Raw genomic sequence first — 19,360 nt, forward strand, 5'->3', positions numbered from 1 at the left:
AGGGCGTCGGTCACTCACCGAAGGGTACTGCACGGGTGCCATCGGCCGTGCCGAGGAGTTTGACGGGGATCGAGGCCTGCCGCCGACGCGCGCCGACGCCTAGTCTTGAACCATGCAGACCTGGGATCCGGACCGTTACCTGCAATTCGCCGACGCTCGTGCCCGCCCCTTCCTCGATCTCATCGCCCAGGTACCGACCGCACCGACCACCATCGTCGACCTCGGCTGCGGACCCGGCCACCTGACCCGCCACCTGCGAGCTCTGTGGCCCGAATCCCAGATCCTGGGGATCGACTCGTCGCCGCGCATGATCGAGAAGGCCTTCCGCGAGAACACCGATCCACACGCCAACTACGACATCGCCGACGCCGCCGACTGGTCGCCCAATCAGCCGGTCGATCTGATCGTGTCCAACGCGATGTTCCAGTGGCTTCCCGACCCGATGGCGATCATCGACCGCCTGCTCGGTCACCTCAACGACGGCGGCGTCTTCGCGGTCCAGGTCCCGGACAACACCGGGTCGCCGATGCACCGCGAGCTACGCGACCTCGCCGACGATCCCCGCTTCGCCGAACAACTGCGCGACGTGCGGCGGATGCCCGGTTTCGACCCGGCCGACCTCCTCGCCTTCTTCACCGAACGTGGCTTCACGACCAACACCTGGTCGACTACGTATCTGCACGTGCTGCACGGCGACGACCCCGTCTACGACTGGAGCGCGGGGACCACCGCGCGGCCTTACCTGACGGCACTGGACGACGACGACTGCGAGACCTTCATGGCCGAGTACAAGCAGCGCCTGCGTGACGCCTACCCGCCGCAATCGGTGGGCACTGTGCTGCCGTTCCGGAGGACCTTCGCGGTCGCCACGCCGTTCTGACCCGCGCTGGTGCCGACGATGGACACGGCGTCGTCGAAATCGTGACAACTGTGCGGCGGTGACGGGACACGTCACCCCACGGCAACCGTCCGTACACGCCACAGCCATACGTTGCGGTGCGTGATCACCACAGCTGCCGATCGGATCGGCCACCTCGTCCGAGCCGGCGACCTCCCGGCCGTCGCGGCGGATCTACAGGCCATGCCATCCGACGACGTGGCCGCCCTCATCGAACAACTCCCGCGGCGGCACCGCGGCGTGACTTTTCGACTGCTCGGTAAAGAGGCCGCCAACGCCGTTTTCGACGCACTTCCCCCGCCATTCCAGCGTGGCCTGGTGGAGGAACTCGGGACCGCCGAGGTCGCCTCGGCCTTCCGCGAACTCGATCCCGACGACCGCGCAGAACTCCTCGACGAACTCCCTGCATCGGTCGCCAAGGCGCTCGTGCGCGGGCTGTCGCCCGGCGAGCGGGAGATCACCGGAATCGTCCTCGGGTACCCGCGCGGGTCGGTCGGCCGCCGCATGAGCCCGGAGTTCGTCCACGCATACCCGGACGAGACCGTGGCACAGGCGCTCGATCGGATACGCACGAACGGCCGCGACGCCGAGACGATCTACGCCGTGCCGGTCGTCGACCGCGGGCGCCGACTCTGCGGCATGCTCTCCCTGCGTGATCTTCTGCTCGCCGACCCGGAATCGCAGCCGGGCGAACACATGTCGGAACCGATCTACGCGCACGCGCTCGACGACGCCGAACCCGCCTCGTTCCGATGTGTGGAGCGGGGCATCCTGGCCATGCCGGTGGTGGATTCGGAGAACCGCCTGGTGGGAGTCCTCACCATCGACGATGCCGTCGACGTCGTCGAACAGGCGCGCGATGTCGACGAGGCGCGCAGCGGTGCCCGCGAACGCCTCGAGGAACCCTACCTCGTCTCATCGATCCTCAGCATCACGCGGGCACGCATCGTCTGGCTGTTCGTGCTCGCGGTATCGGCGATTCTGACCGTCAATGTGCTGGAGTTCTTCGAGGGCACCCTCGAACAGGAAGTCGCGCTGGCACTGTTCATCCCGCTGCTCACCGGAATCGGCGGCAATACCGGGTCGCAGGCCGCCACCACCATCACCCGTGCGCTGGCGGTCCACGAGCTCGCACCGCGGGATGTCCTGCGCGTCGCAGGTAAGGAGATCCGGGTCGGCGTCACGTTGGGGACATTCCTGGGCACAGTCGGTTTCGCGGTCGCCGCGGCCGTCTACGGTCTCGACATCGGCATCGTGATCGGCACGACCATCCTCGCCATCTGCGCGCTGGCGGCCACGGTCGGCGGGATCATGCCGTTGATCGCCCGCATCTGTCGGGTCGATCCCGCGGTGTTCTCCACACCGTTCATCTCCACGTTCTGCGACGCCACCGGACTCATCATCTATTTCACCATCGCCAAGTCGGTGCTGGGCATCTGAGGGCGCCGAGTCCGGCGACGCTCAGTACTTCGTCGGGCGAACACCGGTGTAGACCCCTTCGGGCCGGAACCGCAGCCGGGTTTCGTGAAACTCCTCGAGTGCGTGTGCCGTCCAGCCGACCATCCGCGCCACCGCGAAGATGGTCTCGGCGGCGTCGGGCCGCATCCGGTGGGCCAGCGCGAGTGCTGCGAGCGCCAGATCCGAGTTCACGAATGTATCCGACGGCAGGCGACGCTCGATCTCCTCGAGCGCATCGACAACCCTCGGATCGGCGGTCGACGAGGTGCGCAGCATCTCGATGAGCACCTCGGCGCGCGGATCACGATGGCGGTACACGATGTGTCCGGTTCCGGGGATCGGGCCGCCGAGATACATCTGGTCGGCCATCGCCGCACGCGGATCAGCGACGGCGCCGGCCAGCATCCGGTAGGCGAATGTCGTTGCGCCACCGTGTATCGGCCCATCGAACGCCCCGAGCCCCGCGCTCAGGACCGCGTACACGTTGCCGCGCGCACTGGCCGCCACGCGGGCCGCGACCGCGCCCGCCGACAGGTCGTGGTCGGCGAGCAACACCAGTGCGGCGTCGAGCACGCGGATCGTCTCGGCGGCGGCCGGCTCGGCGGTGAGACACGGCCACAGTCGTTGGGCCAGAGCGCCCTTCGACGACGCACCGCCGGGCGACAGCACGTCGACCGCGGCGGCGATGGTGGTGGCTGCGGCGGTGGTCACCGCGGACCGGGCCCGGTCGTGACGTTGCGCGTCGCGCGCACCCAAGACGTCGGTGGTGAGCCGGATCAGGTCGAGCCCGCGGGCGTGCGGACCGGCGAGGGAAACGATCGAATCCCTTGCCGACGAGTCGATTCGGGACAACGAATCCCAGTCGACCTCGTTGTCCCACAACATGTTCGCCACCTTCTCGAATGACACGGTCCGCGCAAGGTCGGCCGCGTCACACCCGCGGTAGTACAGGTGATCGTCCTGCAGCAGGGTCAGTTGTGTGCGAATACGTTCGACGACCCCCGCCGGCGCCCTACGCACCCGCGCCGACATCAACGCTTCCACCTCGTCGACGCCGAACACGCTCCCGTCGACTCCGTCGATGCGCACACTGGTCATCCGACCGCGACTGACGTAGGCGTACACAGTGGCCGTCTTGACCCCGAGCAGCTTCGCGACCTGCTCGGTGGTCAGGTAGTCGCGGCCATCGTGCCGGATCGGCTTCGGGAATCGGCGGGTGTGGGTCCGAGGCGCCATACATTGATGAAATCAACATTGACCCTATCGATCAATACTCGCATCGTGGCAGGTGAGGCGACCTCGACTCGCCGAACACGAACGGAGACCTACGATGAACCAACTGATCGCCCCCGAAGGCCTGGCGAATGTGGTCGTCGCCGACACCGAGATCGGCGACGTCCGCGGCGACGAGGGCTTCTACCACTACCGTGAGCATTCGGCGATCGACCTCGCGCGGACGCGGTCATTCGAGGAGGTCTGGTACCTGTTCGTCCACGGCGCACTTCCCGATGCACATCAGCTCACGCAGTTCCGCACCACGACAGCGCAATTGCGTCCACTCCCGGACGAGTTGGCCGGCCTGCTGCGCGCATCGGCCCTGCTCGGCGACGGCCGCGACACCCTCGCGGGCCTGCGGACGGTGTTGTCGGCGGCCGGTCCCGCACTCGAGGTCGCGCCCTTGTGGGAGAGCGATGCCGATTCCATCCGCCACGACTCGATGCGGGCGGCAGCGATGACACCGACGATCCTGGCTGCGCTGCACCGGATTCGCAGCGGCGAGGACCCGGTCGAACCCGACCCGGAGTTGCCGGTCGCCGCCAACTGGCTCTACCAGTTGACCGGACGCCGCGCCCCGGACGAGCACGTGCGGGCCGTCGAGCAGTATCTGATCGCCACGATCGAACACGGGTTCAACGCCTCCACGTTCACCGCCCGGGTCATCGCGTCCACCGGTGCCGACATCCACGCGGCGGTCTGTGGTGCGCTGGGCGCGTTCTCGGGTCCGCTGCACGGTGGGGCACCCGACCGGGCGTTGGATTCGCTCGACGAGATCGCCCGCCACGGTGACGCCACCGCCTGGGCGCGGGAACAGATCGCCGACCGCCGCCGCATCATGGGCTTCGGCCACGCGGTGTACCGCACGGTCGATCCGCGGTCGGAGTTGCTGCGCGAGATCGCCCTCGGCCTCGGCGGCCCCACCGTCGAACGAGCCGTCGAGGTGGAGCGTCAGGTGGTCGACGTCCTGCGTGAAGCGCACCCCGACCAACCCCGGTACGCCAACGTCGAGTTCTATGCGGGCGTCGTGATGGATGCCTGCGGGGTCCCCAGGTCCATGTTCACGCCCACCTTCGCCGTCAGCCGGGTGGTGGGTTGGTGCGCCAACATCGCCGAGCAGGCCCGCTCGCGCAAGATCATCCGGCCTCGCGCGCGGTATGTGGGTCCCGCGCCCCGCTGACCTGCGACAGCTTTCGGTCACGCCTACATCTCGGTTCGGCTCGGGATCTGTGGACCTCGATCAACATCTGTAACACTGGCACCACAGTCGCCGGGTGTGCAGGGGGTCTCATGGTCAGCCGACATGTACTTGTCACCGGGCCGGTGGTCATGGCGCTCGCAGTGAGCGCCATCGCCGTCGGTCCGGCTGCGCCCGCGCACGCATCGATCTGCAGTGCCGTCGGATTCCACGGCGGCGACGTCGGCAGCACCGGCAGCAGTGGCTCCAGTGAGATCGGCCTCGGCAGTGCCGACTTCGGCAGTTACCGCGCGAACGGCAAGAAACCACAAGGACCGCTGGCCAGATTGCGGGGTGCCAGCACCGCCGTCGCGTGGGTCACCGGACCGCGCAGCCGCAACCGTACCGATCAGCGGTTCTCCATCACCGCCACCGACGTCGGGGTGCCGTGGGACAACGGGTCCGGTCAGGTGTTGATGGCCTTCGGCGACACGTGGGGTCGGTGCGCGGGCCAGATGGTGTGGCGCCACAACACTCTGTTGCGCAGCGACGGAAACGCGAACCTGGACAAGGGCATCACTTTCCCGGATGCCATCCCCGGGTCGGTGCGTTCGGGAGCGTCGGTGACACCCCAGCATCCGACATTCGCCCAACCCATGCTCAACGCGATCGGTGTGCGCAACATCGAGGTCGGCAAGATCCCGACAGGCGGCATCGCGATCAACGGCGTCCAGTACATGAGCTACATGTCCATCCGTCGGTGGCTGTCGCCCGGCCGGTGGGCGACCGGGTACTCGGCGATCGCGGTGTCGCGTGACAACGGCCAGACCTGGGTCACCGACAATCGAACCATTCGGATGAACGCCGATGTGACCGTTCCCGGGGTTCGTCAGATCGCTGCGGGGCACGGGCGTTTCCAGATGGGCGCATTCCTGCGGTCGGGTGATTACGTCTATCAGTACGGCACTCCGAGCGGACGATTCGGCGCCGCCTTCGTCGCCCGGGTCCGTCCCGCCGACATCCTCGATCTGAGCCGCTATCAGTACTACCGCGGTGGCGGGACGTGGTCGGCGGAGCCGGCCGCCGCGGCGCCCATCGTCCGCCAGCCGGTCAGCGAGATGTCGGTGGCGTACAACACCTTTCTGAAGCGATTCGTGATGCTCACCGAACAGACCGGCAGCATCATGATGCGGACCTCGCCGACACCGGTGGGTCCGTGGAGCGGCCCGAAGGTGATCGTGCCGGCCGCCCAGACCAAGGGCCTGTACGCGCCCTACATCCATCCTCGTGCGACCGGACAGCAGCTGTATTTCGTGGCGTCCCGATGGGACGACTACAACGTGATGCTGATCCGCACCGATCTCGCGAAGGTCCGTTGACAACCGACGGCGACTCGACCGATCGCATGGCCGGGGTGGGGGCATCGGCGTAACGTCGAGCGTGTGGCACGTCCAGCACGCGGCACGTCACCAGTCAGTTCGGCATCCGCTCACGCTGAGGAGTGACCATGAATCAACCGGTTCCACCCCCGCCACCGCCCCCGGAACCCGTTCCGGCACCGGAACCCATCCCCGAGCCGCCACCCGAACCACCGATCCCGGTGCCCGAGCCGGAACCCATTCCCCAGCCCGGGCCGCCGGAACCGGAACCACCACCGCGACCGACGGTCATCTGACACCGAGCGTCTCACGCGGGACGCCGGTTCTGCGAACAGGAGTGTGATGTCGACTCGGGTGGTGCTGATCCGCGCGATCAACGTGGGAGGCGCGAAACTGCCGATGGCGGATCTGCGGACGATGGCCACCGAACTCGGCGCCACCGAGGTGAGCACCTACATCGCATCCGGCAATCTGATCTGTTGTCCACCCGGTGAACCCGGCGATTTCGACCGGGCGCTGGAGCAAGCGATCACCAAGCGTTTCGGCTATTTCCGCGAGGTCATCAGCAGGTCCCGGGACGAATTGGTGCGCGCCCTCGACGCCCATCCATTCGAGATCATCGACGCCAAGTACTCCTACGTCTACTGCTTGACCGGAAAGCCCGAACCCGACAAGGTGGATGCCTTCGCCGAACGTTCCTTCGGCTCCGACGAATTCCGCGTCATCGGCGACGACCTGCACATCCGTTATGCCGACGGTGCGGGCGTCTCCAAGCTCACCGCGCCGGTCATCGCCAAGGGGCTCGGGGTGCAGGGCACCGGCCGCAACCTGAAGACCATCCGGCAACTGATCGAACTCGCCGACGACTGACCGGCGAGGCGCTATCCCGGTGCGCGCTCGGCTTGTTCGTGTTTGCGCAGCATCCGCACCCGCAACGCGTCGTAGATCGGCGGCGACCGCAACGCGGAGGCGACGACCACCGCCATCGCCCCCGACACCAGCATCGGGATGGTGACCGAGGTGACGGCCGTCATCTCGATGACCAGCACGAGCCCGGTGAACGGGGCGCGCACGATTGCCGCGAACAGGGTGGCCATCCCCACCAATGCGAAAGCGATGGTCAGATCCTCGTCGAGACCCGGCACGATCACCTGGGTGACCCGGCCGGCGACCAGCCCGACGAGCGCACCGAGTGCCAGGATCGGTGCGAAGATGCCGCCGGGGGTGCCAACCGAGTACGAGATCGGGCCGGCGATGAATCGCACCGCGACGTAGAGGATCACCACTGGTAGCGCGAACTGTTGTCCGGTGAGGATCAGTCCGGCCAGCGCCTCACCACCACCGCCGACGGTCGGGTCCGCGATGAGCAGCGACCCGACGACGGCGCCGACCACGCCCGCCTTCACCACTGCGGGTACGCGACTGATGATGTCGAAGAGGTCGAGGCAGGCGAGGATGAGGCGGTTGTAGAGCACCCCCATCAGACCCACCACCAGGCCGAAGACCACAAAGATCGGCACGGTGGTCAGCGGCGGCGACGACACCGACGCGACGTGCCGGAAGTCCGGTTCATCGCCGAGCACCAGCCGGCTGACACCGACACCGATGGCGACCGCGACCATGGTGACGATGCCCTCGCGGAGCCGGAATGTCTTGGTGACCTCTTCGAAGATGAAGAACACCGCACTGATCGGCGCGTTGAAGGCGACCGCCAGGCCCGTGCCGGACAGCACCGTCTGCAGCAGCCGGATCTCCTCGGCGGCCAATCGGGCCAGGCGGCCCGCGGCCGCACCGACCGCCGCGGCCATGTGAACGGTGGGTCCTTCTCGACCGAGCACCATGCCGGCGGCACCGATCGACAGCACACCGCCGACGAAACGCGCCGGCACCACCGACAGTGGTGGCGGGTCGGCCTCGCCGCGGTCGACGGCCTCGACGTGCTGAATGCCGCTGCCGGCCGACAACGGTTGCCATCGCGCGATGCCGGCGGCGGCCGCTGCGGCCACACCGGCGACGGCCACCGGGATCAGCCACCCCCACCCCGGATGGGTGTGCGACCACTCGATGAGTTCGGCGCGCCAGTCGTCGACGAGGTCGAGGGTCCACCGAAAGGCTCCACCGAGGAAGCCGGCCACGGCGCCGGCACCGGCGGCCAGCAACAGGATGACCCACAACGTGCGACCGGTGAGGATGGCGTCGTCGACGCCGGCGTCACCGTCGACTTCCTCCTCGACGCTGTGCTCATGAGGTGGGTCGTCGGGCCGCCGATCGTCGTCGGGGGTCATCAAACGACTCCTGCCGCGCCGGTCATGCGCGCTCGAGCGCGGAGGTCACCTTCTCCATATCCGCGAGTTGGCTGTCCTCGGGTGCCTCCCACAGCTTCTTGGGCAGTTCTTCGAGGACTACCACCGCCGATTCGGCCGACGACAAGCGCGCGGTCTTCTCCTCGTCATCTGCGATATCGGAGGCGGCGATCAGTTTGTCGTCGAGACCGAACACCGCGTCGTCGAGGCGATCTCGCGCGGCGACGAGATCGGGGTAGTGCGGGATCGCCGGATTGGCGTGGACGTCGGCGATGGCGTAGCGAATTCGCCGATGCAGCAGCGCTTCCGTCGACGTCGCCGTGGTCCAGGATGCGGGCGCGCGGCCAGGCTTGCCCGGGACGAGGTCGGTGGACCGCGCGAACTTCTTGACCCTTTTGTCGGAGTCCCAGGCGAACCAGGCCGCGCCGACGAGTATGAACAGTGCCATCACGACGGTGATCGCGATGACCACGAAAGCAATCATGCCGCGCACCTCGCTCTCGGTGTCGTCAGCCCTTTCGGCGTGGTGTGCTCTGCCATTCTTCGAGACTATCCCCAGCAGGGCCGGCCGCGAGTTCCGGTCGCGAATCCGCCCGGTGCGGGGCACCGATGGCACTAGTGGGCGGCAGTCTCTCCGGCAGTATCTGTGCCGGTGTTGGTGGGTCGTCCGGCCACGAGGTCCTCCACGTCCAGCCCCCAGGCGCCGTAGCGGGAGTCGAATCTCTGGGCGCGACTGCGTGCGCGAGCCGTCTTGGCCGGCGAGTAGCGCCGCTGCGCCCAGCGCGATCCCGGCCGCGCCAGACGTATCGCGCCCACCCAGGCGACCGGCGGGATGAAGGCGCCGATCGCGGCCGTCGAGTACTTGCCTTTGGCCACGCATGCCAGCAGACAGATGAGATGTAGGACCAACGGGATCGAGAAGGCGATCGGTCCGATCCGAAAGGAATCGCCGGTGTCGACCTCGGTCAGCGGGTCGATGCCCAACACGGCCATTCCGAGTCCGGCGACCGTCAGGCACACCACCTGCACCGACAACTGGCCTTCGCGCGACCAGTACACATCTTCGAGGCGAAGGATGAGCGCGAACTCGTCGAGCACCAGCGATGTCCCGATCCCGATGGCCAGGGCACTGATGTCCGCGCCCGGGGATGCGCCGTCGGCGGCGACGGACGCGAACGCACCCACGACGGTGAGGATGATCCCCGGCACCGCGTGGTGGATGTGGACTCCACCGCGCACGTTGTTGCGGAACGGGCCACGGCCGGCGCGGATCAGCCGGGTGATGGTCCGGGTGACGAGGAAGGTCAGCGAGAACGCCAGGAACAGCAAGAACAGCGGAAGGTGACTACCGCTGGCCGCGCCCGCGATATCGAGATGCACGATGGTCGGCGCGGGCGATCAGGAAGTCGCGGGTACCAGACCGGTACGGCGCTGTTCGATGATGAGGCAGCGGTCCTCGACGTAGAGCAGTCCGGCGTCTTCGGCGATGGCACGTGCTTCTGCGGACGCGATACCGAGTTGCAGCCAGAGGGCGGTGGCGCCGGCCGCGACTGCCTGGCGGGCAACCTCAGGGGCGTCCTGCGACGGCCGGAACACATCGACCAGACCCACCTGTTCCGGGACATCGGCGAGAGTGCGGTACACCTTCTCACCCACGATCTCGTCCGCGTGCGGATTCACCGGGATGATGCGCCAGCCGTGCTGCTGCATGTACGCCGGCACATCGTTGGCGGCCTTCGCCGGATTGGCGCTGGCGCCGACCACGGTGATGGTGTCGTAGCGACTCAGAATCTGTTCGACTACCTCATCGGTTGTGCTCATACGTCGAGCTTAGTGGTGCTTAGGACCCGCGCAGGGCGATCGTGCGGGTATCGGGCAGGCTCGAGGTATGACGACATGGGAACTGCTCGCCGTGCTGCTCGCCGGTGTCGGCGCGGGCGCCATCAACGCGGTGGTCGGCAGCGGCACGCTGATCACCTTCCCCACCCTCGTCGCCTTCGGCGTGCCGCCGGTCACCGCGACGATGTCCAATGCGGTCGGACTCGTCGCCGGTGGGGTGTCCGGGACGTGGGGGTATCGCCGGGAGCTGGAGGGCCAGTGGAGCCAGTTGCGGTGGCAGATCCCGGCATCGTTCACCGGCGCGATTCTGGGCTGTTGGCTGCTGCTGCACTTGCCCGAGAAGGTCTTCGAGTCGGTCGTCCCCGTGCTTCTCGTGGCCGCCCTGATCCTCGTGGTGGCCCAGCCATGGATTCAGAAGTGGGTCGGTCGACGTTCGGTCGGCCCCGGCCATCATCCGGCGCCGTTGAGCGGCCCACGCATCGCGACCATGGTGATCGCCACCTTCGCCGTCGGTGTGTATGGCGGCTACTTCACTGCAGCGCAAGGTATTCTGCTGATGGGCGTGCTGGGTGTGGTGGTTCCCGACCACCTACAGCGGATGAACGCCGCCAAGAACCTGCTGTCACTGGTGGTGAATATCGTTGCCGGCGTGGTCTACAGTCTCGTCGCGTTCGATCGAATCAATTGGGCGGCAGCCGCTGTCATCGCCATCGGATCGCTGATCGGTGGATTCATCGGCGCCCGTTACGGTCGACGCCTGTCCCCGCCCGTGCTGCGCGGCGTGATCGTCGTCGTCGGCCTCGTCGGCCTCTGGAGACTGCTCGCGTGAGCCGCCCCTGTGCGCACCTACCCCCAACCCTGAGGAGTGACCGAGCTTGCGAGGCCGCGCCCCTGTCTCCTGAGGAACGTCCGAGCCTGCGAGGCCGCGTCGCGAAGGGCCCACCCACGCAACCACACTCACCCACGAAGAGCTGTCACACCCCACCGCTATCCCGAACCCAACTTCACCGAACAAGTCCATCCACACCCACCCGCAACACGCCAAAGTTGTCAGACCCGCCCGATAGTCTGACAGCAGTTCGATTCCCCACCAGCGCTTCCCGAACACTAGAGAATCGGAGAGGACGCCCTAGCCATGAATCACGAAGAGTGCAGCGACGAACAAGCGATGCCCCCTGATCCCTGAGGAGCGTCCGAGCTTGCGAGGGAAGCGTCACGAAGGGCCCACCCACGCAACCATACTCACCCACGAAAGCTGTCACACCCCACCGATAACCTGAACCCAACTTCACCGAACAAGTCCATCCACACCCACCCGCAACACGCCAAAGTTGTCAGACCCTCCCGATAGTCTGATAGCAGTTCGACTCCCCACCAACCCATCCCGATCCTGATACCGCTGCTCGTCGCCGGAAAGGAGTGTCTTGTGTTCACCTTCACCGACCGTGCCGCCGACGACGCTCTGCTGGCCTCCAGCAGTCTCGACGAATTGGCGCAGTACGGCCGCGACCTGTTGCGGTTGAGTAATCAAGCCCAAGCCCTGGCGATGCAGATTGCCCGTCAGATCGGGCAATCCACCTACAACGAGCGTTTGGCCGGATACAACGATTTCGTTCCGAACCGAGTGCGCAATGCCGCCGACAAGGCCGCGAAAGGCGAAATCTCGCTGCAGTTGGGTATTTCTCGACGTCAAGCCGGCGAATGGGTCGGTCTCGATGAACTACTCGACGAGCACCCCAAGATCCGTGACGCCTTCCGCGCCGGCGACCTGAGGCCCCACCGGCTGGGTGTGGCCATCCGCGGCGCCGCCACCGGCCCCACCGGCGACCTGCGGGAGCGACTGGCAGACCTCGTCGACAACGCCCACACCGACGAACCCGCCAGCAAGGATGTCGAGGAGGAACTCACCCTCGACCTCGACGACCCCGAATCTGACCTCGACGCCGGCACCGATGGTGAGCGCACCGACGGCGACGGCTCCGACGGCGACGGCACTGATGATGGCGGCTCCGATGATGCTGCGTCCGAGACCGACCCTGCCGCCACCGACGATTCCGCCGGTGACGATGCCGACGAAGATGAGCCGTGGGATTTCGATGATGTGGTGCTCGATCTGGCCAGCCGACCCACCACCGACACCGCCCTGCGAGATGATCTCGACGCCATCATCATCAGCCTCGACCCCGATCGAGCCGCCGAGACCCGCGATGACATCGCCGACTTGTTTGGGGATGTGACGATCGGTGCCGAAGCGTTCGGTCACATGACCGTCGATGCCTGCATCCCCGCCGAACACGGCGTACACCTGCGTGACCGCATCAGCGCCTTGATCAGCCGACGGGTGTGCCGCCGCGATGGACGCAGCATCAAAGCCCAACGCGTGGCCGCGTTCGCCGAAATCATCAAAGCGCCCGGCGCGAAGCTGCGCTGCCACTGTGGCGACGACACCTGCCCCGCCCGCCAGACTCGTACCAGCAACCGGGGGCAGACCACGGATGCCACCCCGAGTTCAGTCACCGACAGTGAGCGCGACTCGTCGGTCGACACCAGCACGGCTGACGACGCCAGCGCATCCGGCCAGACCGCCAACGAACCCGAGACGGGTGGGCCTGATTCGGCAGAAGAACAGCCGATCACCCTCGCCGACCTCGACGACGACACTGCCGTCGACAGCGACAGCGATAGCGACTCGAACATCGACAACAACGGCGAGAGTAGCCAATCCGGCACCGGAACCCATGCCGTTGACACCACTCAGGATGCCGCGCCCTCTCCAGAGCCGCGACGAGAGTTCATCACCGCACCACCCGCCGAGCACGACACCGATGTTGCCGATGCGGAACCGGCCGACGACTCCGTCGAAACCGACAGCGACTCCGACTCCGACGCGGACGCCGATCCCGGCCTCGTCGTGCCCGGCCTGACCCTGCTCCATGACCCCACCGGTCTCGACCCGACCCGCCTGATGGGCTACGGCGCCATCGATCCGGCCCACGCCGCGCGGATCGCACCGCACGCCACGACCGTCACCGCCCGACCGAGTGAAACCCGCACCGCCAGCGGACTGATCATCTTCGGCAGCCGCACACCGGCCCCACCGATCGACCCGACCGGGCACGGTGGGTTCGCCACCCCACCACCCGGAGCACTGACCTACAAACCGTCAGCCGCGCTACGCGCGGAAATCATTCAACTCGACCGGCGCTGCCGCTACCCCTACTGCGGCCGACCATCCGAGGAATGCGAACTCGACCACCTACACAAGTTCTGCCATGCCGACCCGTTGGCCGGTGGCTGGACCGTGGCCTTCAACCTCGCACCCCTATGCCGACCCGACCACGACCGCAAACACGACGGGCCGTGGATACCGACCATGCACACCGACCGCACCATCACCTGGCGCAACGCCCGCACCGGACAGACCATCGTCACCTACCCGCGCTGACCGGGCAGGGGCCCATCAAGCCTCAGCCTCCCGGTGGCCGCCCGAGCAGCGACCACCAGAATTCCTCGGAGATCTCCTCTCCCGCGCGGAGAACTTTCGCGAGTCCGTATGCCATCAGAATCCCCAACAGACCCAGCCATAGACCAGCCGATGAGATGAGCACCCAGGCGACCATCACCGCGCCGGGCCACGGGTCGAGGATCAGCAATGCCGGCGCGAACAAGAAGCCGACAGCGATGTACCAGTACGAACCCCAACGGTCACAACGCATCACGATCGTCAGCCAGCGCGGGCTCGATGGTGTCGGCGCGTGGGCGGGAACAGGAACCGACCTCTGGGACATCGCGGGAACCTCCTAGCTACCGGATGCCTCCATCCTCCGCTCACCGAGGGCTGAAAACCACTACCTCAGAGGTAATCGCCGAGCAGCAGCACCTCACCGATAGGGCTGCCGAGCGGTCTCCGGGTCCCCGAACGTGATCGCCCGTTCCCGACGCGAGTCGGTCAACAGCGTCGCACTCCAACTCATCACTGTGCCAAGTCGGTTGCGCATCCCGGCGAGGAACGCGATGTGGATGACGCCCCAGGCCACCCAACCCAGATAGCCGAACAGATTCAGCTTCCCGGTCTCCACCACCGCATGTCTGCGGGCGATATACGCTGCACTGCCGAAATCGCGGTACTTGAACGGCTCCCGTTCGGTACCTCCCGCCGCCGCATGCGCTATCACGGCCCCCGCATGACGTCCACCCTGCATCGCGACCTCCGCCACCCCGGGTAGCTTGTCGCGAGAACTCATGTCCCCCACCACGAATACCTCCGGATGACCGGCGACGGACAGATCGGCCTCGACCGGGATACGCCCGCCACGGTCCTGCTCGACGTCGAGGGCTCGAGCTACCACACCGGCGAACGGAACCGCCTCGACGCCGGCGGTCCACAGCGTCGTGCGAGTCGGGTAGCGCACCACCTCGTGGGGTTCGGCCTTGCTGGTGGTCTCGACGTCCTCGGCGGTCACATCGGTCACGTGCACGCCCAGAACCGTCTCCACCCCGAGTTCATCCAGGGTTCGCTGGGCACGCTCCGACAGTTTCGGACTGAACGACGGCAAGACGCGATCACCCCCGTGCAGCAACAACACTCGCGCCTCGGTGGGATCGATGGTCCGAAACTCGTCCTCCAACGCCAGGGTGGCCAGCTCACGGATCTGGCCGGCGATCTCGACACCGGTCGGCCCGCCACCGGCAACCGCGAACGTGAGCCACGGCCGGCGTTGCGCTGCGTCGGGCAACGTCTCGGCGACCTCGAACGCACCGATGATCCGCCGCCGGATCGCCAGCGCGTCATCAAGAGTCTTCATCCCCGGCGCGAACTGCGCGAACGAGTCATTGCCGTGATAGGCCGTGCGCATACCCACCGCGACCACGAGGTAGTCGTAGTCGATCGTCATCGTCGACTCATCCGGTCGACACACCGAAATCGTGCGAGCCTGCGCATCGACGGCATCGGCTTCGCCCAGGACGACGCTCGCGTTTCGTTGCCGCCGCAGCAGATGCCGGATCGGACTCGATATCGCACCCTCGGACAGCAGACCGGTGGCGCACTGATACAGCAACGGCTGGAACAGATGACTGGTGCCGCGGTCCACCACGGTGACCTGGACATCGGCCCGTTTGAGCCGGCGCGCCGCCTGCAGGCCACCCAGCCCCGCACCGACAATCACCACATGAGGCTTACTGGTCGCGTTCGTCTGCCGAGACACGCTTACCGATTGTTCCAGACAGCACGCGACGATATCGCCCAACCGGGCCGCCAGTGCGTGTCACCAGCGCAGCCGACCCGGTCCAATCACGACTCCCGGGTCGCGACGTAGGCGACTCCGGCAGTCGCGGCAGCCACCGCCACCACAGACGGCCATGCCCCGATCTTCTTCGCCAGCGGATGCGAGGCGCCGAACGCGCCCAGGTACGTGCCCAGCAGGCCTGCCGTCACCACCGGCCCCTGCTGGCTCCACTCCCGCGCGCACCATGCGCCCGTAGCGGCGAGGACGACGCCGCCGAGCTCACGCCGTCCGGTGAATCGAGCGGCCGCATAGCCGCCGATCAAACCGAGGGAAGAGACCGGAACTGTGGGGTTGAGGCGCATGACGGCCACAATAGGCTCACAATTGGCACATGAGCTCTACGGGTACCGCCGATCCGATCGATGACGACGACCTCACCAACCCCAAACGTATCGCCACGATGTACCTCAAGGAACGGGTCTACGCCAGCTTCACCGGACTGGCCATCGTGCTGGTTCTCTACAACGGCGCCGGGCACCACAGCGCCGCATACGCCTTCGAGATCCTGGCGCTGGGCGTCCTGGCTGTGGTGCTGGCCGGTTTCGCCTCCGACGGCATCGCCCACCTCGCCGTGCACCGGCAATTCCCGCACGGCAGGGACTTCCGCACCCTGGTCCGGATCTCGACGAACGCGCTGGGCACACTGACGATCCCTCTCGGGCTCATCGTGGCCGCCTGGATCGGGATTCTGGAACTCGACACCGCACTGCTCATCGCGGGCTTCGTCTACATCGGTGTACTCGGCCTGGTCGGCTGGCTGGCGGTACGCCGGGCCCAGATCACCTGGCTACAGAAGCTCGCCGCCCTGATCACCCTCGTCCTGATCGGTCTCATCGTGCTCGGCATCCAGGTACTCGCACACAGTCACTGAGCCGTCGGTGCGTCAGACACCGGCGGCCACGCCGGCCCGATCGGTCGCCTTCGCGAACCGCAGATTGTCGTCGGCCACATCACCACGCAACAGCCGACGATCGGCGTAGTAGCTCATCGACATCACCCACGGCGCCTGTGGCCCCTGCTTCGGCAGCGTGTCCAGAGCGCGCTGCACGTAGCCGGCGCCGAAATCGAGCAGCGGGCGCGTCGGCAGATCAGGATCGGCGACGGCCCAGACGCTGTCGTGGCCGTGCGCATCCATGTATCCGAGGAGCTTGCAGAAGTACTCACACAGCAAGCCGATCTTGAGAGTCCACGAGGCATTCGTGTAGCCGATCGCGAGCGCGAAATTGGGTACCCCCGATAGCATCATGCCGCGGTAGACCACCGTGTCCGGCAGCGCCACCGGCCGGCCGTCGACGCTGAGGTCGATCCCACCGATCACCTTGATGTTCAAGCCGGTCGCGGTCACGATGATGTCGGCCTCGAGCTCCTCACCACTCTCGAGCAGGATGCCGTTCTCGGTGAACGTGTCGATCCGGTCGGTGACGATCGACGCTTTGCCCTTGCGGATGGTGCGGAACAGATCGGCATCGGGCACCACGCACAGCCGCTGATCCCACGGGTTGTACGGCGGATTGAAGTGCTTGTCGACGTCGAAACCGTCAGGCAGCTGCGACTCGTTGATCCTTCGGATGACACGCCGGGCGGCCTTCGGAAATCGTTGACACAGTTCAAATATCAACCGCTGCTGGGCGACGTTCTTCTGCCGGGTCAGGGCGTAGCCGCGTTCGTCACCGAGCACCTTCTTGAGCGTGTTGGCCAGCGCATCCTCCCGCGGCAACGGGATGATGTAGGTCGGCGTGCGCTGCAGCATCGTGATGTGCTCGGCGTCGTCGGCCATGGCGGGTAGCAGGGTCACCGCAGTCGCCCCGCTGCCGATCACCACCACCCGCTTACCCGCGTAGTCGAGGTCCTCCGGCCAATGCTGCGGATGCACGATCTGGCCGGTGAAGCGTTCCCGCCCGGCGAAGTCCGGGCTGAACCCGTCGTCGTAGTCGTAATAGCCGGAACCGCAGAAGATCCAGCGCGCACTGATCTGTACCCGCTCGCCGGTGTCGGTGCGGTCGATGTCGACCAGCCAGCGCGCATCGGCCGACGACCATGCCGCGGCTATTACCTTGTGCCGGTACCGGATGAGGTCGGTGAGACCGTTCTCGTCGATGGTCTCGTGCAGGTAGTCCAGGATGTGCGGCGCATCGGCGATCGACTGTTTGTCACGCCACGGCTTGAACTCGTAGCCGAAGGTGTACAGATCGGAATCCGACCGGATACCCGGGTAACGGAACAGATCCCAGGTACCACCGGCGACATCCCGCGCCTCCACGATCGCGAAGGACTTCGCGGGATGCTCGGTGGTGAGGTAGCGCGCGGCGCCGACACCGGATATCCCGGCTCCGATGATGAGGACGTCGACGGTGTCGACGGCGGCGGCACCGTCGACGGGGCTCGATGTGGTCACCTGATGCTCCTGTACTCGTAGGCGTTGCTACCAGCATGCTCAGTCGACGACCACACCGCCAGGGTCAATCTGCAACTCCACAGGTCATTCAGTGGTGCAAAATGTTGCCATGTCCGAGTGGCCACACATATCGCCCCGCGTGCGTGAGTTGCTGCGCCGCGGCGCGGAGATCGCGTTGAACCCACCCGACTCGTGGGTTCGCGAGATGCACGACGCCGCACTTGGCGGCGTGCGGATGACCGCTGTCGCCGACGACCCGGTGCTCGCCGAAGCCACCCGCCGCACCAACATCGCCAACATGCTGCACTGGGCGGCGGCCAACGTGCGTGATCCCGGACGCCGGGTACCGGTCAATCTCGGTGGCGAGGTCCTCGACACTGCCCGCGACCTGGTGCGACGCGGTCTCGGCGAGTCATCGCTGGACTCCTACCGCACGGCGCAGAGCGTCGCGTGGCGACGCTGGATGGAGATCTGCTTCGACCTCACCGACGATCCCGCCGACCTCCGCGCGCTCCTCGACGTGTCGTCGTTGTCGATCTCGACATTCATCGACGACACTGTCGGCGCCATGTCGCAGCGGATGGCCGCCGAACGCGCCGACCTCACACGCGGCACCCACGCGGAGCGCCGACAGACCGTCGCGCTGCTGCTGGAGGGAGCGCCGATCCCACTGACCCGCGCCGAATCCCAGCTCGGGCACCGACTCGACGGACCGCAGGTGGCCGCGGTCATCTGGAGCGACCCGGGGGCCGCGGCCGCTCGTGACCTGGAGGCGGCGGCCGACGCACTGACCAAGTCGAACCACAGCCGCGACCGCCTCACCGTCATGGCGAGCGCCTCGACCCTGTGGGTGTGGCTACCGCAATCGCGGACACCTGACCTGCGCGAACTGCCCGAGCACCCGGGAGTGCGGATCGCCGTCGGACTGCCGGGTCATTCCCTCGACGGCTTCCGCCGCAGCCACTTCCAGGCGCTGGCCACCCAACGCCTGATGGCCCGGTACCCCGACGGTCACCAGGTGGCGAACTACGACGACCTGCGGCTCGTGTCCTTGCTCACCACCGACGACGTCGCCACCGACGAGTTCCTTGCCGACACACTCGGCGAACTCGGTTCCGCCGACCGCGACACGGTCGATACGGTCCGCACCTGGATCGCCGAGCAATGCAACACCTCACGGACCGCGGCTCGTCTCTACACCCACCGCAACACGGTGATCCGCCGTATCGCACGGGCCGACACGCTGCTGCCTCGCCCGCTGGCGGAGAACCTGGTCGATGTGGCGGCAGCCCTGGAGATCCTGCGGTGGCGCCCGGTCGAACATCGGTGATGTCACCGATGGACGAAG

Annotated in this window: 19 protein-coding genes; 9 read left to right on the plus strand and 10 right to left on the minus strand. The window is 66.8% G+C overall.

Annotated features, from left to right (window positions below):
- The first annotated feature begins 112 nt into the window (after window positions 1-112).
- On the plus strand, window positions 113-880 hold the full coding sequence (locus tag L1892_RS07395) for a methyltransferase domain-containing protein (protein WP_235722927.1): 768 nt from the start codon (window positions 113-115) through the stop codon (window positions 878-880).
- A 120-nt stretch (window positions 881-1,000) separates the two neighbouring features.
- Complete coding sequence (gene mgtE / locus L1892_RS07400) at window positions 1,001-2,338, plus strand: magnesium transporter (protein WP_372474979.1); 1,338 nt, start codon at window positions 1,001-1,003, stop codon at window positions 2,336-2,338.
- 21 nt (window positions 2,339-2,359) lie between these two features.
- Here mgtE and L1892_RS07405 read toward each other — a convergent pair whose 3' ends face one another.
- Entirely contained in the window at window positions 2,360-3,592 is a 1,233-nt protein-coding gene (locus L1892_RS07405) for a citrate synthase (protein ID WP_235722928.1), read from the minus strand.
- A gap of 94 nt (window positions 3,593-3,686) precedes the next feature.
- Here L1892_RS07405 and L1892_RS07410 point away from each other — a divergent pair, with 94 nt between their 5' ends.
- Together L1892_RS07410 and L1892_RS07415 are read left to right on the plus strand one after the other, a co-directional pair.
- Window positions 3,687-4,811 (plus strand): citrate/2-methylcitrate synthase, encoded by a 1,125-nt coding sequence (locus L1892_RS07410; RefSeq protein ID WP_235722929.1) that lies wholly within the window; start codon window positions 3,687-3,689, stop codon window positions 4,809-4,811.
- Between the two features lie 149 nt (window positions 4,812-4,960).
- The gene (locus L1892_RS07415; RefSeq protein ID WP_235722930.1) at window positions 4,961-6,187 is read left to right on the plus strand and encodes a glycoside hydrolase family 183 protein; all 1,227 of its coding nucleotides are present in this window, start codon (window positions 4,961-4,963) and stop codon (window positions 6,185-6,187) included.
- A gap of 133 nt (window positions 6,188-6,320) precedes the next feature.
- On the opposite strand, the gene L1892_RS07420 is transcribed toward L1892_RS07415, so the two are convergent.
- Window positions 6,321-6,479 carry a hypothetical protein gene (locus L1892_RS07420; RefSeq protein WP_235722931.1) on the minus strand — a complete coding sequence of 53 codons (159 nt, stop codon included), beginning with the start codon at window positions 6,477-6,479 and terminating at the stop codon, window positions 6,321-6,323.
- A 50-nt stretch (window positions 6,480-6,529) separates the two neighbouring features.
- Here L1892_RS07420 and L1892_RS07425 point away from each other — a divergent pair, with 50 nt between their 5' ends.
- Entirely contained in the window at window positions 6,530-7,057 is a 528-nt protein-coding gene (locus tag L1892_RS07425; RefSeq protein ID WP_235722932.1) for a DUF1697 domain-containing protein, read from the plus strand.
- Between the two features lie 11 nt (window positions 7,058-7,068).
- On the opposite strand, the gene L1892_RS07430 is transcribed toward L1892_RS07425, so the two are convergent.
- The 4 genes from L1892_RS07430 to L1892_RS07445 all read right to left on the minus strand — a co-directional run bounded on the left by L1892_RS07430 (window position 7,069) and on the right by L1892_RS07445 (window position 10,311).
- Window positions 7,069-8,472, minus strand: a complete 1,404-nt coding sequence (locus L1892_RS07430) for a H(+)/Cl(-) exchange transporter ClcA (protein WP_235722933.1) — start codon at window positions 8,470-8,472, stop codon at window positions 7,069-7,071.
- Between the two features lie 22 nt (window positions 8,473-8,494).
- Complete coding sequence (locus L1892_RS07435; RefSeq protein ID WP_235722934.1) at window positions 8,495-8,974, minus strand: hypothetical protein; 480 nt, start codon at window positions 8,972-8,974, stop codon at window positions 8,495-8,497.
- A gap of 131 nt (window positions 8,975-9,105) precedes the next feature.
- A complete protein-coding gene (locus L1892_RS07440) occupies window positions 9,106-9,870 on the minus strand; it encodes a hypothetical protein (protein ID WP_235722935.1) in 765 nt (254 codons plus the stop codon).
- A gap of 18 nt (window positions 9,871-9,888) precedes the next feature.
- Window positions 9,889-10,311 carry a CoA-binding protein gene (locus L1892_RS07445; RefSeq protein ID WP_235722936.1) on the minus strand — a complete coding sequence of 141 codons (423 nt, stop codon included), beginning with the start codon at window positions 10,309-10,311 and terminating at the stop codon, window positions 9,889-9,891.
- Window positions 10,312-10,378: 67 nt separating this feature from the next.
- On the opposite strand from L1892_RS07445, the gene L1892_RS07450 reads away from it, so the two are divergent.
- Both L1892_RS07450 and L1892_RS07455 read left to right on the plus strand, forming a co-directional pair.
- Entirely contained in the window at window positions 10,379-11,158 is a 780-nt protein-coding gene (locus tag L1892_RS07450; RefSeq protein WP_235722937.1) for a sulfite exporter TauE/SafE family protein, read from the plus strand.
- A 597-nt stretch (window positions 11,159-11,755) separates the two neighbouring features.
- Window positions 11,756-13,774 (plus strand): HNH endonuclease signature motif containing protein, encoded by a 2,019-nt coding sequence (locus L1892_RS07455; protein ID WP_235722938.1) that lies wholly within the window; start codon window positions 11,756-11,758, stop codon window positions 13,772-13,774.
- Between the two features lie 22 nt (window positions 13,775-13,796).
- On the opposite strand, the gene L1892_RS07460 is transcribed toward L1892_RS07455, so the two are convergent.
- The 3 genes from L1892_RS07460 to L1892_RS07470 form a co-directional block, all read right to left on the minus strand.
- Window positions 13,797-14,117 carry a hypothetical protein gene (locus L1892_RS07460; RefSeq protein WP_235722939.1) on the minus strand — a complete coding sequence of 107 codons (321 nt, stop codon included), beginning with the start codon at window positions 14,115-14,117 and terminating at the stop codon, window positions 13,797-13,799.
- A 93-nt stretch (window positions 14,118-14,210) separates the two neighbouring features.
- Window positions 14,211-15,536 carry an NAD(P)/FAD-dependent oxidoreductase gene (locus L1892_RS07465; protein WP_235722940.1) on the minus strand — a complete coding sequence of 442 codons (1,326 nt, stop codon included), beginning with the start codon at window positions 15,534-15,536 and terminating at the stop codon, window positions 14,211-14,213.
- A gap of 86 nt (window positions 15,537-15,622) precedes the next feature.
- Window positions 15,623-15,919: a hypothetical protein gene (locus tag L1892_RS07470; protein WP_235722941.1), complete on the minus strand. Its 297-nt coding sequence runs from the start codon at window positions 15,917-15,919 to the stop codon at window positions 15,623-15,625.
- A 29-nt stretch (window positions 15,920-15,948) separates the two neighbouring features.
- On the opposite strand from L1892_RS07470, the gene L1892_RS07475 reads away from it, so the two are divergent.
- Window positions 15,949-16,488 (plus strand): hypothetical protein, encoded by a 540-nt coding sequence (locus L1892_RS07475; protein ID WP_235722942.1) that lies wholly within the window; start codon window positions 15,949-15,951, stop codon window positions 16,486-16,488.
- Window positions 16,489-16,500: 12 nt separating this feature from the next.
- On the opposite strand, the gene L1892_RS07480 is transcribed toward L1892_RS07475, so the two are convergent.
- Entirely contained in the window at window positions 16,501-18,012 is a 1,512-nt protein-coding gene (locus L1892_RS07480; protein WP_235722943.1) for a flavin-containing monooxygenase, read from the minus strand.
- 109 nt (window positions 18,013-18,121) lie between these two features.
- On the opposite strand from L1892_RS07480, the gene L1892_RS07485 reads away from it, so the two are divergent.
- Complete coding sequence (locus L1892_RS07485) at window positions 18,122-19,342, plus strand: PucR family transcriptional regulator (RefSeq protein WP_235722944.1); 1,221 nt, start codon at window positions 18,122-18,124, stop codon at window positions 19,340-19,342.
- Window positions 19,343-19,360 lie beyond the last annotated feature (18 nt).

It is taken from the genome of Gordonia tangerina (genome assembly GCF_021556435.1).
Classification (GTDB): Bacteria; Actinomycetota; Actinomycetes; order Mycobacteriales; family Mycobacteriaceae; genus Gordonia; species Gordonia tangerina.